The organism is Niallia sp. XMNu-256, from assembly GCF_036670015.1.
Taxonomy (GTDB): domain Bacteria; phylum Bacillota; class Bacilli; order Bacillales; family Cytobacillaceae; genus Bacillus_BD.
Genome location: NZ_CP137636.1, coordinates 1,120,983 through 1,135,830 on the forward strand (window position 1 = coordinate 1,120,983; position 14,848 = coordinate 1,135,830).

Here is a 14,848-nt window from a genome sequence, read left to right on the forward strand (position 1 = left end):
CAGAGTTTGAATACAAAAGAAAAGAGGAGTCAGCGATGGATTACAAAATTGTGTTTTTGGATATAGATGGAACGATATTAATGCCTGACCATACATACACAGAGTCAACGAAAGAAGCGATTGGCCAACTAAAAGATCAAGGGATAGAGGTATTTATTGCAACAGGAAGACCTATTCATGAAATAAAAGAGTTAGCAGAAGAATTAAAGGTTACCTCCTTTATTGGTTATAATGGAGCGCTAGCCATACATAACAATAAACCAGTCGTTGATGAACCAATGAAACGAAGTCTTGTACTTAAGTTATTAGAAACTGCTAGGGAACTTCATAGTGAAATGCTTTTATATACTTCTGGGAAAAATTACTTTACGAATCTGGAACATCCAGATCTTCAGAACTTTGCTGATACGTTTCAATTCAAAAATAACTATTTATTAACGGATGAGGTATTAGATCAAATATTAGGGATATCGATTATAAATGTGAAGCCGTCTGAAATCGCTCATTTTGAAATCGATGATACGCTGCGTTTATCGGAAATCAATGTAGAAGGGATTGAGGATGCGGTTGACGTGATTCGTACCCATGTAAATAAAGGAGAGGCAATAAAGAAAATATTGCATCGATTAAATATAAACAGAGAGCAATCAATTGCATTTGGAGATGGAATGAATGATAAGGAAATGATCGAGGTAGTAGGTGAAGGGTTTGCTATGGGCAATTCGCATCCCGACCTATTTCAGTATGCTAAACATACGACAACAAGTGTAAGCGATTCAGGTATTTATAACGGCTTGAAAAAATTAGGAATAGTTAACTGAACAGGAGGGAAAGGTGTGGGCACCATCTGAAATTTGGATGGAGTCCACACTTTTCTTTTTTATATTGTCAAACGAAGAGTGGGCGGGGAGGACAGGAACCCATCTATATTAGGATCCATAAGATAAAGTGAAAAATAGGAAACTTTTGACATAAAAAAGGTGGTTGAGGTTAATTAGATATTTTTTATAAAATATAGTTGACTACTCGGAATAGTTTGGATTAAAATAAATAATAATTACAAAAATATATCCAGATTAGCACTGATCGGTCAACCGAAGGTCTATCTCTGTCATAAACGAACGTTTGTTTACTAATGATTTAGTCTTAGGAGGTTTCCCGTGAAAAGGTTGTTGGTTTTTGCGTTTATTGGCTTTTTAGCTCAGTTGATCGATGGTGCATTAGGAATGGCATATGGAGTTACATCCTCTTCATTATTACTCACATTCGGGATTGCTCCAGCCGTTGCCTCAGCTTCTGTTCATTTATCTGAAGTTGTGACAACCGCGGCATCAGGTGTATCCCATGTGAAATTCGGTAATGTAGATAAAAAATTAGTTTATCAACTCATTATCCCAGGTTCAATTGGTGCATTTTTGGGAGCTACTTTCCTAAGTAATATTCCAGGAGAATTAGCTAGACCCTATGTATCTATTTTTCTTTTATTATTAGGAATCTATGTTTTAGTACGATTTTTATTTAATTTTAAGCCTGTGGTAGAAAATAAAACGATGAATGTGCCTAAAAAACAATCGATTCCGTTAGGTTTTTTTGCAGGGTTTATGGATGCTACGGGCGGAGGTGGATGGGGACCAATTGCAACACCTGTATTAATGAGTAAAAAAGGGATGAGTGCAAGGAAAGTAGTCGGAACAGTTGACACCAGTGAGTTTGCGATTGCCGTATCCGCTTCTTTAGGATTCTTTATCTCGCTTGGGTGGTCACAAGTCAATTGGCTATGGGTGTCTGCTCTCATCATTGGTGGTGTGGTCGCAGCTCCGATTGCCGCATGGCTTGTCCAAAAACTACATCCCCAGTTAATGGGTGTTTTAGTCGGTGGTTTTATAATCTTAGTTAATTCAAGGACTTTATTTACTACATGGATCGATAACTCCTCAATCTATCCTTATCTATATGTATCCATTTTTGTAGGCTGGTTTGCAGCCATTGCCTTTACAGTTAGTAAATTGTATCGTGTTTCTGCGAAAGGGATTAAACAGACCAGACGAATATGATATAGATTGATATTGAGTGATATGGTCTCATTTGGTTTGAAATCTTGAAGTGATCTTGAAACGAAAAAAGTGGTGTGTTAACCAATTGAACAAACTGGGACAAAAATGTCCCAGTTATATTTCTTTAGAGGTGAAGGGCAAAAATAATTTGATGCCGCGTTTGTTGAATGGGAATACTTTCATATCAAACACTAAATGACTAATATAGCCAGCTAGGCAAGCATAGTAAACGCCATTGATACCAAGAGACTCTTCAAATCTAACGGCAATGAATCCATAGAAAATGATCCCTAATATGGAATGAGTATAGCTACGATGAGAAACAAACGAGGCGATAATCATATAGATACCAAGAAGGATTAACCAACTTTCATGTAATGAAAACCCACCAATGATTACTCCCCCACCTGTAATGACTAGCATATGTCTTTGTTTAATAAATGAGCTTAGCAGAAACATGATCACACCCACAGCTATGCCCATCCATTTCTCAGAACCAACTCCCCTTAAAAAACTATATAGTATTAACAAAATGCTAATCAGTTGTGCTGCATATTTTATGACTTTATGGGACAAAGTGATTTTATTTCTGAGCTTTCCGTCTACATCTAAGTCTGGAATAAGCCCTGAAATTCCCCCAATCCCTATAAGTAAAATGGAAGTAGGTAGGTCTGTTTGGTATGTATTTGCGACAATAAATCCGGCAGCAGCTCCAACTGCAGCATGTGCGGTTCCGTTCATTTTAATCTCCTTTCAAAAGAAGTAATATTTTTCCAATATAATAAAAAGGGTATGTAGAACTTTATTGTACATTAAAACATTTGTTCTGTTTAGTGAAAAGCTAATATTAATCTTAAAAAATTAATATCGCTTCAGGTAGATAAAATTGACAGATTGGAGATGTTATTGTACTATAGAAATAATTTAATAAGGCCTCACTTTAGATGGTGAGGTAGAGGTGCGATATTTAACAGTCTTTAGTGGAGCTTGAGGAATGCTATGAAACTATTGAGAAGGAAATTTCGCCGAAGCTTGTAATACCCCTCATTATTACTTGCTGGGCCTGCGGTTAATAGCTGTAGGACTGTCTCAGTAAGCTCCCCAGGCTTGTTGAGTTGTGCTATCTCATTCGGGATAAAGAGAGGGATATCGGATACCTACATATATTAGGGCCTGAGACCATCTCAGGTCCTTTTTTGACTTTTGCAATAATATGAATTATTCGTGTTAGGTATTTTTTTCGAAAATATAAAAACAAAGGGGAGACAGGTAGAAATGAAAGGAAAATTACTTTTATTTGTTGCAATGGCTTTGACAGCTATGATTCTATTAGCTGCATGTGGCTCAGATAACTCTACAGAAAATGGGAAAGGTTCAACTGGTGGGGACAATACATTTAAAGTAGGTCTTGAAGCGGGGTATCCTCCATTTAACTGGACGCAAATGGACGGTTCAAATGATGCTGTGAAAATTGAAGGTCAAGCAGAATATGCCGGTGGATATGATGTTGAAATTGCTAAGAAAATAGCTGACGGTTTAGGAAAAGAATTAGTGATTGTCAAAACAGAATGGGATGGACTTGTACCAGCTTTAACATCTGGTAAAATAGATGCGATTATTGCGGGGATGTCACCAACTGCTGAACGCAAGAAAACCATTGATTTCACGGATAATTATTATAAATCCGATCTTGTTATGGTTGTTAAAAAAGGTGGAAAATATGAAAATGCCACATCAATCCAAGACTTTAAAGGTGCGAAAATTTCAGCTCAATTAAATACGTTCCATTATTCGGTTATTGATCAAATTGAAGGGGTACAAAAACAACCAGCAATGGATAACTTTACAGCTATGAGGGTTGCTCTTGAGTCAGGAGTTATTGATGGATATGTTTCTGAACGTCCAGAAGCAGTAAGTGCCTCTGCGGCAAATGAAAACTACGCGATGGTTGAATTTACAGAAGGCTTCCAAACATCTGATGATGATACTGCTATAGCGGTTGGAGTTGAAAAAGGCAGTGAGTTAACAGACAAGATCAATGAAATCCTCGCTGGAATTTCAGAGGAAGAACAAACTCAAATTATGGATCGAGCCATTCTAAATCAACCTGCAGCAAAATAATAGATGAATCATGTTAGACCGATTGTACTTATATAGTACAGTCGGTCTTGTAATTTAAAGGAATAAGCTGAAAATTAAAATTAAAGGAGTCGTAAATATGAGTTTTGAGTGGTTAGTTACTATCGTAACAGAAAACTGGCCAATGTTCTTGCGTGGGGCAGGAATGACACTTCTAATATCGATCATTGGTACAGTAGTTGGGTCGATCATAGGGTTGTTAGTGGGAGTAATACGAACCATTCCATTACCAGAAAAAGGGACAAAAAGAAGGTTCTTAAAAGTGATTAATGCACTCCTATCAATCTATATAGAATTTTTCCGTGGCACCCCAATGATTGTACAAGCAATGGTTATCTATTATGGGTCGGCAATGGCGTTTGGGATGGATTTGGATCGTACGATTGCAGCCATCTTCATTGTTTCGATTAATACAGGAGCATATATGTCTGAAATTGTCCGTGGTGGGATTGTTTCCATTGATAAAGGTCAATTTGAAGCCGCGCAAGCCATTGGTATGAATCATTTTCAAACAATGATCAATGTCGTGTTACCACAGGCAATCCGTAATATTCTACCAGCAACAGGGAATGAATTTGTCATCAATATTAAAGATACATCTGTATTAAATGTGATCTCTGTGTCTGAACTGTTTTTCCAAACAAAATCAATTGCCGGAAACAATTTCCGTTATTTTGAATCCTTCTTTGTAGCGAGTGTCCTCTATTTAATTATGACATTTACGGTCACTAGGATTTTACGATACGTTGAGAGAAAAATGGACGGTCCAGATAATTACGATATGATTATGATGGGAAATCAAATGCAAGTGGAAACACCGGATGATATTGCCAAAAAACAGGGACATCACCGATAAAGAGGGAGGAGAAAGGAATGGATACGGTAATAGAGGTACAACATCTAAGCAAATCTTTTGGTCCGCGTGAAGTGTTAAGGGACATTGATTTTTCTGTTAAAAAAGGAGAAGTTGTCTGCATCATCGGTTCCTCTGGTTCTGGTAAATCAACTCTTCTTCGCTGTATTAATTTATTGGAGAAGCCCAGTGGTGGTCAAATCATTTATCATGGTGAAAATATTTTAGATGATCAACATGATGCGAATGCTTACCGAACAAAGTTAGGAATGGTGTTTCAGCAGTTTAACTTATTCAACAATCATAATGTTTTAAATAATTGTGTCGTTGGGCAAGTGAAAGTATTAAAACGCTCAAAAGAAGAGGCTGAGAAGATTGCGATGAAGTATTTAAAAGTCGTGGGCATGGATCAATTTATTAACGCTAAGCCTAAACAGTTATCAGGTGGTCAAAAGCAGCGTGTTGCAATAGCCCGAGCTTTATCAATGGAACCAGATGTCATGTTGTTTGATGAACCGACTTCTGCACTTGACCCAGAAATGGTTGAAGAAGTATTAAAAGTCATGAAAGAGTTGGTACAGTCAGGACTTACGATGTTAATTGTGACTCATGAAATGGAATTTGCCAAGGAAGTATCAGACCGTGTTGTGTTTATGGATAAAGGAGTAATTGCTGAGGAAGGAACACCTCAGCAGATTTTTGAGAATCCTATACAGGAACGGACGAGAGAATTTCTGAAACGGACATTAAAACATATTTAACTTTTGATAGGTCCCCTAGATAGCTTCTAGGGGACCTTAACTAGTTTCTGGTGATTAATTTTGTTAAACTTATTGGGAAAGCCTATGTCTATAAGAAAAATATGAGGTGACATAAATGAAATACAATTTTGATGAAATGGTGAATCGCAGGAATACCTATTCTGTGAAATGGGATGGTGGACAATACATAAAAGCAGCTGGAATTACGGAACGATATGATGAAGAAACACTTCCTTTATTTACCGCTGATATGGACCTGCCTGTACCTCAACCCGTTATTGATGCCTTACATAGAACCGTTGACAACCGCATTTTTGGCTATTCTGTCTTTCCAGACGAGTATTATGAAGCCATTCAAAATTGGTTTAAGAGAAGACATAATTGGGACATCCAAAAGGAAGAAATTATTTATTGTCCTGGAACCGTTTATGCTACAGATGTTGCGATTAGAGCGTTTACAGCCCCTGGAGACGGTGTAATCATTCAACGTCCCGTCTATCCGCCCTTTACAAGATCGATCATCGAAAGTGGACGGAAGGTAATTAATAATCCTTTACGGTATGATGAAAATGGGTATTATTCCATTGATTTTGAAGACTTTGAAGAAAAAGCAAAAGATGAAAATACAAAAATGTTTATTTTATGTAATCCTCATAACCCAACAGGAAGAATTTTTAAAACGGAGGAACTGAAAAAAATATCGCAAATCTGTGCCGATCATAATGTTCTTATTGTTGCTGATGAAATTCATGGGGATTTAATAAGACGGGAACAAACCTTTGTTCCGATTGCAAAGGTGGCAGAACAAAATGATCATATTATTACGTTCACAGCTATAAATAAAACATTTAATTTGGCTGGACTCCATACAACCAATGTGGTCATTTCAAATCCAGAACTTCGAAAAACGTTCAGTAACCATATCGATATCAAGTCACCTACCCCTTTTGCCATTTCAGCTCTTATAGCTGCTTATAATGAAGGAGAAGACTGGTTGGAACAATTATTAGATTATTTAGATGGAACGATGGAATGGGTTGTTCAATTTTTAGCTGAAAAGATGCCTAAAGTTAAAGTTCGGATTCCAGAAGGAACGTATGTCATGTGGATGGATTTTAGTGGATATGGGATTTCTCCGAAGGAAGTTCATGATCGGATTTACAACCGTGCCAATGTTTTATTACAAGACGGTCGGATGTTTGGAGATGAAGGTAGAGATTTTCAACGAATCTGTATCCCTTCGCCTAGACCAATGATTCAAGAGGCTTTCGAAAGGATCGTTAGGGAATTTGAAGATCTTCAATAAGAAACTTCAAAATTTCACCTTCTACCCTTTTCTCATTTTTGGGAAAAGGTTTTTTTATTTTTGATTTATCAGGTTTAACGGGCAGCCAATTAAGAAGCACAGCTTTATCAACAAGGATGAAAATGGGTTGGTTTATTTGTCCATACTGATGCTACGGCTGGGAGAGGAAGGTCGACTTACTGTGATACTTTGAGTCAATCGGGCTTCTGACACCAACGACCAAGGGCACCAAAAATTATCGCTAATTTTCATGGGAGGAAGACCCTCATCAAGATTCAGAGTAAAATAAAACAAGATAGGTGGGGGGAACTGCTCGTAAAACTCCGGAAGTTGAACACGACTAAATACGCCTAAGGCAATGTCTACGTGACCAGCATGCTGTGGCCTAAAGCTTTCCATCAGTGGGAGATGAAAGAAAACCCCCACTAATGGAGGTTTCACTTTATTAGAGTTGAACTGAAGGTATAAAAGCCTAAACAATTAATATAGAGACTAAACAATGATGTTTAAATGTTTATTTGTTGCCAAAGTTGAACCGAGGGTATAAAATAAATTTTGCTGCACGAAATTGGAGTGCAATAGGAATACTACGGAAATACAGATTGTATCTTTACTATATAAGGGGAGATGGATAGATGGAACAGTCGATAAAAAAAACCAATCGACCGCCATACGGGGTTATTTCCATTTTAATGATCGGTGCGTTTATTTCGTTTTTAAATAATACGCTAATGAATGTTGCGTTGCCCTCTATTATGAGGGATTTAAACGTAGGGCCATCAACTGTACAATGGTTGACAACCGGATTTATGTTAGTGAGCGGTATTTTAATTCCAACAACCGCTTATTTAATTCAAAAATATTCAGTGCGTCATCTGTTCTTAGTGGCTATTGGTATGTTCACAGTAGGTACGATTCTGTCAGGAATAGCTCCTACTTTTTCTGTTTTATTAGCTGGACGTTTATTACAAGCGGCAGGTACAGCGGTTTTATCTCCACTGTTGATGAATGTGATGTTAGTCAGCTTTCCCATTGAAAAAAGAGGATCTGTTATGGGGATTTTTGGCTTAATTTTAATGTTCGCTCCTGCCATTGGACCGACTTTATCTGGCTGGATTGTAGAGCATTATAATTGGAGAATGCTTTTCTATTTTGTTGCTCCGATAGCGATCTTAGTATTCTTAATAGGTTTCTTTTTACTGAAGGATAAGAAAGACAAAGTTGAAATGAAATTGGACGTCGTATCCCTTATCCTGTCAAGCTTAGGTTTTGGAGGGATCCTTTACGGTTTCAGTTCAGCAGGAAATGCCGGTTGGGATAGCCCGATCGTGTATGGAACGATTATCATAGGGCTTATTTGCTTGACAACTTTTATTTTGCGTCAGTTTAAGAGTGAAGAGCCATTATTAAATTTTAATGTATATCAATATCCGATGTTTGTGCTCTCGTCAGTCATTTCTATGGTTGTAAACATGGCGCTGTTTTCAGGGATGATTCTTTTACCAATTTATGTTCAAGACATTCGTGGGATCTCTCCAATGGATGCGGGATTACTAATGCTTCCAGGGGCGATTTTAATGGCGTTTATGTCCCCATTAACGGGTAGGCTGTTTGACAAGTTTGGTGGCCGTGCTCTTGCGATTACTGGTCTAACGATAACGGTTGTCACAACTTTTGCTTTCAGTCAACTTAGACTGGATACCCCATATATGTATCTTTTATTGATTTATTCGGTCCGTTCGATAGGAATGTCCATGGTCTTTATGCCCGTATCAACAAATGGTTTAAATCAATTACCAAGAAGTCTTTATCCACATGGTACAGCAATGAATAACACATTAAACCAAGTGGCAGGTGCAATTGGAACCGCATTGATGGTTACAATTATGACAACGTATTCTGCCTCACGAGCTAAAGAATTGGGTGCGACTGTCATGCAGAATTTGACTGCTCAACCGTCAGAAGCGGCATTAGCTCAAATTCAAGAGCAAGTAATGACACAAGCAACATTGGATGGAATTAATTTCTCCTTTCTATTTGCGACAGGGATATCTTTTGTTGCGCTAGTTTTAGCTTTCTTTATTAAAAGAGCGACACCAATGGAGGAAAAACCAGCTAAAGTGAACGTAGTAAAAAAGGTAGCAACAGGACATTAATACGAGCTAACAATGGAGTTTCCTATGGATTCTCCATTTTTTTACGCCTTTTTTACTTTTCGTAGGACAAGCACCGTCCCGTATTTTCTCTTCTTACATAAATATGTAGGAAAAGTTGAGAAAGGAAGGGATTAAATTGTTTGGTTTTTCAATGGTTCAAATGGTGCGTAGTCATTCAGATAAGCTAGATCGTCATTTACGAGACATAATCTTGAATCAGTATAAACCTTTAAAATGGACACCGTGCTTTTTGCATAATGTTTTTGAAAAAACGATTAAAGCAACGAAAAAGTTATCTGTAATCATTGAGTTTAAGGAAGGTTATTATGAGACTGGTTGTAATGAGGTTCATCATGTAACGAAGAAACATATGAGAAATAAGGTTCACCATTATTTTGATAGAGTGTCTTGCTGCAGTGCAGATCTAACTCCCAAAGGGTTAGATGATCTGTTAACAAATTGTACACATATTAAACGAGTCTATCTAAATAGAGAAGTGAAAGCTTTACTTAATGTCGCTGTTCCCTCAGCAAAAGCTCATCAAGTTGTTAGAAATGACATAAATTTAACAGGAAAAGGTGTAAAAATCGCCATTGTTGATACAGGGATTTATCCTCATAAGGATCTTGCTGGGAGAATTACCGACTTTGTCGACTTTATCAGTAATCAGACAGACCCGTATGATGATAATGGTCATGGAACTCATTGTGCGGGAGATGCTGCTTCTGCCTCTTTAAAGTATATGGGACCTGCCCCGGAAGCAAGTCTTGTAGGGGTTAAAGTATTAAATAAGATGGGGGCAGGATCTTTGAATACGATTATGCAAGGCGTGGAATGGTGCATAAAATATAATGAAGCGAACCCAGAGAAAAAAATTGATATTATTAGCATGTCACTAGGTGCACCTGCACAAAACTATGCAGATGAAAATGATGATCCGATGGTTCAAATTGTAGAAAAAGCATGGGATGCTGGAATTGTTGTTTGTATAGCTGCTGGGAATGAAGGTCCGAATAAAGGGACGATTTCTAGCCCTGGGATAAGTGATAGGGTAATCACCGTTGGGGCATCAGATGATAGAGACACCGCCGACACACGAGAAGATGATGATGTCGCTGAATTTTCAAGCAGAGGGCCAACTAAATATAGCGATAAGGGTGGAACGCCTGTTATCAAACCAGATCTATTAGCACCAGGGGTAAATATTATTTCTTTAAGATCTCCAAATTCATATATAGACAAGCTACAAAAATCCGCTCGGGTGGATAATGATTATTTTGTTATGTCGGGTACATCAATGGCTACTCCGATTTGTGCAGGAGTAGTAGCTTTAATGAAACAATATGATCCCAACTTAACTCCTGACCAAATAAAAACGATGTTAAAGAGCGGTACAGATTTATGGAAAGATGATAAGGTATATGATCCGAATACGTATGGTAGTGGCTACTTAAATGCCGAAAGTAGTATTCCCAACTAACTAATAGCATAAAAAAAGTCTTCTGTGATCGTACAGGAGACTTTTTTATGTTTGGTTTTGGAAATAAATTGCAAAGGAATAGAGATTTGAAATAAGGTTTCTACTATTTAGCTAAGATAACAGTTTGGTTAAGATAAAATGAATATTTTGTAAATCGACAATTATTGCAAAAAAGCTTGTATATAATAGCCGTAGCCTTGAAGAAAGGAGTTGAACTTTTAGTCAACTAAATTTCTGTATAACTACTAAACATTTTAGGGAGGAATCACAATGAAATTTAAAAAACTAGCGAAATGGTCAGCACCAGTATTGGCTCTATTGCTTGCAACAGCTTGTAGTGGTGAACAAGATGAAGTAATTCCTGATGAAGAAGTGAATACGGATGTAAATGTAGAAGAACCAGTAAACGGTAGTGTTGAAACTGAGGATCCAGAAGATGAGGAATTAGAAACCGAAGATCCGGCAAGTGGTGAAATGGAAACCGAAGATTCCTTAGGTGATGAACCAACTGAAGAGGACTTAGAAAGCAGTGAATCAACAAGTGAAGACCCTGAAGCAGAGGAAAGTGAAATACAAGAATAATTTTTCACATAATTCGTTAGGAGCCTAATACTTAAGTAAAAAAGGTACAATTTATCAGCCTTACCAGGCAGCAGTCCCCCTATCCTACTATTCTGAATGTAATAACAGAAGAAAGGATGGGGGATCAACAGCATTTAAAGTATCGAAAGTTGAATGCAGTATATACCTACGGCAACGTCTCTGTGATCACCTATTGCTTTCAATCAGTGGGGATGAAAGAAAACTTCCAATGATGGAAGTTTCATTATTGTATAAAATTTGGAAGGATGATCAAGCGAGTTGAAAAGCATAATCAAACAGGTCATTATTAAGAATATCGGAAGAATACAGCGAATCTTTTGGATCGTAAAAAAGTCTATAAATTAAGATGAACGGTCTCCGATTTTCATAAAATGATAAAAAGAGTCTTGAGTGATAAGGCTCTTTTTATCATTTTATTAATTACTAACAATCTTCAACCATTTGAGATCGGATGACATAATACTTTTTGAAAAACTTAATTGCTGCTTGTGCTGAATTAATGTTGTGTTTTTTACATAGGGAAGCTAATTTTAATAATTTCTGAGTACCCAATCTTTTTTTGCTTGTCGCTAAAACGTAATAAATTAACGTGTTTTTGACTGATTGAGGTAATTTTAATTGATTTAATTTGTAAAAAGCATGTGATTGGGTACGAAGGGATGGGATATGCTTTTGAACCTCAATAAACACTTCTTCAGTTGTCGAGGATTCTAAATAGTTGGCTAATTTTCGTTCCTTTTCCTCTAAAACAATTGTTTCTAGATGCAAATTATCTTCTCCTTTCTTACCAAATGATGTATGTAGAACAAGTGATACTTGTTCGAATCTCCTCCATTTTTATAAAGGTTACTACCCATTCTTACTGTAAAAACTGATCAAATGCAAGATCAATTAGCCATAAGGAACTAACAGCAACTGTTACATAAATTCCTATGGTAATTAAAGTATCCATTATTATTCCTCTTTCTGTTAAATTTTATCAGGCTTAACGGGCAGTAAGGTCCCCACCTAAAGATTCTAAATAAATAAAGAAAATAGGTTCGGGGGTCAACTGCCCGTAAAGCTCCAATTGGTTTAACTAACTCAGGGGGGAAGAAAAAAAACCACTGATAGAAGTTTCACTTTATCAGGCTCTGTTAGATATTATAGTTAATGTAGTTAACAATTTGTGTCGAAAAAGAGAAAAAAACATTTTTTAATGTAATTGTAAAGTTTAATTAATAAAGGAAATATGCATTGATTTGATCGTAAACGAGGGCAGTCTTAATTTTTTTTCGATTAGGCCTTTTGACTAGCAGGATTCTTGTGATATGATATAGAATTCTCAATATCTATAGTATAACTGTCTCCTAGTATAGGAGAATGAATTATTTTGTTATATCACCTAAAACTGTTTAACCACCAAAAGGGGAAAAGTGGAGCAATACGATTTTCGATTAATTATTGCAATAGAGGAAGCAAGGTGACTTATATAGATATAGGAGGGATTTTTTTGTTTGATTACTCATTAGAGATCGATCAAAATGCCAGAATTAAGGTCATTGGAGTTGGGGGCGGCGGAAATAATGCAGTCAACCGGATGATTGAGGAAGGAATCGAAGGCGTTGATTTTATTGCTGTAAATACAGACGCTCAATCATTAAGACTATCAAACGCGGGGATTACCATGCAAATTGGGTCGGATTTGACAAGAGGATTAGGAGCGGGAGCTAATCCGGAAGTAGGTCGCCAAGCAGTTGCAGAAAGTCAAAATCAAATTAGAGAGGTATTACAAGGTTCAGATATGGTATTTGTTACAGCCGGTATGGGGGGAGGAACAGGTACTGGTGCAGCCCCTGCCATCGCGCAAATTGCTCGTGAATTAGGGATTTTAACAATAGGGATTGTCACGCGTCCGTTTTCTTTTGAAGGTCGCAAGCGTGCAAAAAATGCAGAAGTGGGCATCGAAGCAATGAGACAAGCCGTTGACACATTAATTATTATTCCTAATGATCGTTTATTAGGTGTCGTTGGTAAAAAGACACCTATGCTTGAAGCGTTCCGAGAAGCAGATAACGTTCTTCGTCAAGGGGTACAAGGTATTTCTGACTTAATTGCCGTTCCGGGATTAATTAATCTCGATTTTGCTGATGTCAAAACAATTATGTCTAATCAAGGGACTGCATTAATGGGAATCGGGGTTGCTGAAGGAGAAGGACGTGCTGTAGAGGCAGTAAAACAAGCCATTTCTAGTCCGTTATTAGAAACCTCCATCTCTGGAGCAAAAGGGGTTCTAATGAACATTACGGGTGGAAATGATCTAAGTTTATTTGAAGTTCAAGAGGCAGCTGATATTGTTGCATCCTCTTCTGATGAAGATTTAAATATGATCTTTGGTTCGATTATTAATGAGAGTTTAAAAAATAAAATCGTTGTCACAGTTGTAGCAACAGGATTTGATGAAGCGAATGTACCATCACTTGAGCAAGTAAAAGCACCCGTATCAGAACGGATTCTAAATCGTAGAAAAGAAGAAGAAAAAACCTATCAACAAATTTCATCACAACGTGAACGGGAAGAAGTCAACCCATATCGTGGTTTTAATCGTCCGTCAGAGGATTCATTGGACACACCTGCATTTTTAAGAAACCGGAGAAGGCGATATTAGAAGAAAGAGACTGATAGATAAAGTCGTACATGGAATGACTTTTCATTATCAGTCTCTTTCTTTTTTGTGTGAAGTTACCGTTTGATCTTTTTTCGGATCAAATCATAATCAGCCTTTATGTACTGAAATAATTTAGCGTTACCACCACGGTCTGGGTGGGATAATCTTAATAGTTCTTTATAAGTTGATAAAACCTCTTGATTACTAGCTATCTTTGAGAGTCCCAATTTTTGTTTTTCTTCAATAGACAAGGATGTAGGATCCGATTTTTGAGTATGATTACTTTCTCCTAATTTAATGATCCGATCCCTTAACGATATATTTTCCTTTAATAAATCGATTATTTCTTGTTGTAATTTTTGATTTTCCCTTTTTAATAGGAGTATTTCTTTATTTAACTGTTCTTTTTGTTTAAAATAATGTTGAGTTGTGGATTCATGAAGGGCTTCTATCCCTGTTATGTGGTTATTTTGCATGTGAATTTTGGCTTTTAATTGGTTAATGATGATATCTTTGTCTGGGTTCTTGAAATCTTTTATAAACTTTTCTAAGGAATGATCATCGATGAAGATTCCTCCGATCGATTTTATCCTGCCCTCACTTACCCATTTTCTAAAGGTGTCAATATTGTCAGTTATACCGGCTTCTTGTAAAAGCGCAAATGCTTTGTCGGATCTCAATTAATTTCACCCCTTACATATGGAAGAAACCAGCAATATACTGGGTTGATTCTTTTGTTTTTTAAAAAAAGATTAATATTAGCATGATGATATTACTTTATGTTGGGTATTTCTACTATTCTTGTTATGATTTAATCAAATGGTAAAATAAGTAATCATTCTAATTTTC

The 14,848-nt window shown here is 36.9% G+C and carries 13 protein-coding genes and 1 riboswitch; of the genes, 10 read left to right on the forward strand and 3 right to left on the reverse strand.

Features of this window, described 5'->3' with window-relative positions; genetic code table 11:
• Nucleotides 1–35 precede the first annotated feature (35 nt).
• A complete protein-coding gene (locus R4Z10_RS05680; protein WP_338472234.1) occupies nt 36–821 on the forward strand; it encodes an HAD family hydrolase in 786 nt (261 codons plus the stop codon).
• 339 nt (nt 822–1,160) lie between these two features.
• Nucleotides 1,161–2,054, forward strand: coding sequence for a sulfite exporter TauE/SafE family protein (locus tag R4Z10_RS05685; RefSeq protein ID WP_338472235.1), 894 nt, complete (start codon nt 1,161–1,163; stop codon nt 2,052–2,054).
• 114 nt (nt 2,055–2,168) lie between these two features.
• Here the strand turns inward: R4Z10_RS05685 and R4Z10_RS05690 are convergent, their stop codons facing one another.
• Nucleotides 2,169–2,795: a metal-dependent hydrolase gene (locus R4Z10_RS05690; RefSeq protein ID WP_338472236.1), complete on the reverse strand. Its 627-nt coding sequence runs from the start codon at nt 2,793–2,795 to the stop codon at nt 2,169–2,171.
• A gap of 204 nt (nt 2,796–2,999) precedes the next feature.
• Nucleotides 3,000–3,185: riboswitch (Lysine riboswitch) on the forward strand.
• Nucleotides 3,186–3,329: 144 nt separating this feature from the next.
• Here R4Z10_RS05690 and R4Z10_RS05695 point away from each other — a divergent pair.
• The 7 genes from R4Z10_RS05695 to R4Z10_RS05725 all read left to right on the forward strand — a co-directional run bounded on the left by R4Z10_RS05695 (nt 3,330) and on the right by R4Z10_RS05725 (nt 11,331).
• Nucleotides 3,330–4,175: a transporter substrate-binding domain-containing protein gene (locus R4Z10_RS05695; RefSeq protein WP_338472237.1), complete on the forward strand. Its 846-nt coding sequence runs from the start codon at nt 3,330–3,332 to the stop codon at nt 4,173–4,175.
• Nucleotides 4,176–4,272: 97 nt separating this feature from the next.
• Complete coding sequence (locus tag R4Z10_RS05700) at nt 4,273–5,049, forward strand: amino acid ABC transporter permease (RefSeq protein WP_338472238.1); 777 nt, start codon at nt 4,273–4,275, stop codon at nt 5,047–5,049.
• Between the two features lie 17 nt (nt 5,050–5,066).
• Nucleotides 5,067–5,807, forward strand: coding sequence for an amino acid ABC transporter ATP-binding protein (locus tag R4Z10_RS05705; protein ID WP_338472239.1), 741 nt, complete (start codon nt 5,067–5,069; stop codon nt 5,805–5,807).
• A 115-nt stretch (nt 5,808–5,922) separates the two neighbouring features.
• The gene (locus R4Z10_RS05710) at nt 5,923–7,113 is read left to right on the forward strand and encodes a MalY/PatB family protein (protein ID WP_338472240.1); all 1,191 of its coding nucleotides are present in this window, start codon (nt 5,923–5,925) and stop codon (nt 7,111–7,113) included.
• A 635-nt stretch (nt 7,114–7,748) separates the two neighbouring features.
• Nucleotides 7,749–9,269: a DHA2 family efflux MFS transporter permease subunit gene (locus R4Z10_RS05715; protein ID WP_338472241.1), complete on the forward strand. Its 1,521-nt coding sequence runs from the start codon at nt 7,749–7,751 to the stop codon at nt 9,267–9,269.
• A gap of 136 nt (nt 9,270–9,405) precedes the next feature.
• The gene (locus R4Z10_RS05720; RefSeq protein WP_338472242.1) at nt 9,406–10,749 is read left to right on the forward strand and encodes a S8 family peptidase; all 1,344 of its coding nucleotides are present in this window, start codon (nt 9,406–9,408) and stop codon (nt 10,747–10,749) included.
• Between the two features lie 270 nt (nt 10,750–11,019).
• A complete protein-coding gene (locus R4Z10_RS05725) occupies nt 11,020–11,331 on the forward strand; it encodes a hypothetical protein (protein ID WP_338472243.1) in 312 nt (103 codons plus the stop codon).
• Nucleotides 11,332–11,775: 444 nt separating this feature from the next.
• On the opposite strand, the gene R4Z10_RS05730 is transcribed toward R4Z10_RS05725, so the two are convergent.
• The gene (locus R4Z10_RS05730) at nt 11,776–12,120 is read right to left on the reverse strand and encodes a hypothetical protein (RefSeq protein WP_338472244.1); all 345 of its coding nucleotides are present in this window, start codon (nt 12,118–12,120) and stop codon (nt 11,776–11,778) included.
• A gap of 724 nt (nt 12,121–12,844) precedes the next feature.
• Here R4Z10_RS05730 and ftsZ point away from each other — a divergent pair.
• Nucleotides 12,845–13,999 carry a cell division protein FtsZ gene (gene ftsZ, locus R4Z10_RS05735; protein WP_338472245.1) on the forward strand — a complete coding sequence of 385 codons (1,155 nt, stop codon included), beginning with the start codon at nt 12,845–12,847 and terminating at the stop codon, nt 13,997–13,999.
• A gap of 74 nt (nt 14,000–14,073) precedes the next feature.
• On the opposite strand, the gene R4Z10_RS05740 is transcribed toward ftsZ, so the two are convergent.
• Nucleotides 14,074–14,679: a hypothetical protein gene (locus tag R4Z10_RS05740; RefSeq protein WP_338472246.1), complete on the reverse strand. Its 606-nt coding sequence runs from the start codon at nt 14,677–14,679 to the stop codon at nt 14,074–14,076.
• Nucleotides 14,680–14,848: the final 169 nt, after the last annotated feature.

Bases quoted from the DNA above. Each gene is read 5' to 3' on its own strand.
- R4Z10_RS05680 (WP_338472234.1), top strand. From the start codon at position 36: ATGGATTACAAAATTGTGTTTTTGGATATAGATGGAACGATATTAATG.
- R4Z10_RS05690 (WP_338472236.1), bottom strand. From the start codon at position 2,795: ATGAACGGAACCGCACATGCTGCAGTTGGAGCTGCTGCCGGATTTATT.
- R4Z10_RS05695 (WP_338472237.1), top strand. From the start codon at position 3,330: ATGAAAGGAAAATTACTTTTATTTGTTGCAATGGCTTTGACAGCTATG.
- R4Z10_RS05700 (WP_338472238.1), top strand. From the start codon at position 4,273: ATGAGTTTTGAGTGGTTAGTTACTATCGTAACAGAAAACTGGCCAATG.
- R4Z10_RS05705 (WP_338472239.1), top strand. From the start codon at position 5,067: ATGGATACGGTAATAGAGGTACAACATCTAAGCAAATCTTTTGGTCCG.
- R4Z10_RS05710 (WP_338472240.1), top strand. From the start codon at position 5,923: ATGAAATACAATTTTGATGAAATGGTGAATCGCAGGAATACCTATTCT.
- R4Z10_RS05715 (WP_338472241.1), top strand. From the start codon at position 7,749: ATGGAACAGTCGATAAAAAAAACCAATCGACCGCCATACGGGGTTATT.
- R4Z10_RS05725 (WP_338472243.1), top strand. From the start codon at position 11,020: ATGAAATTTAAAAAACTAGCGAAATGGTCAGCACCAGTATTGGCTCTA.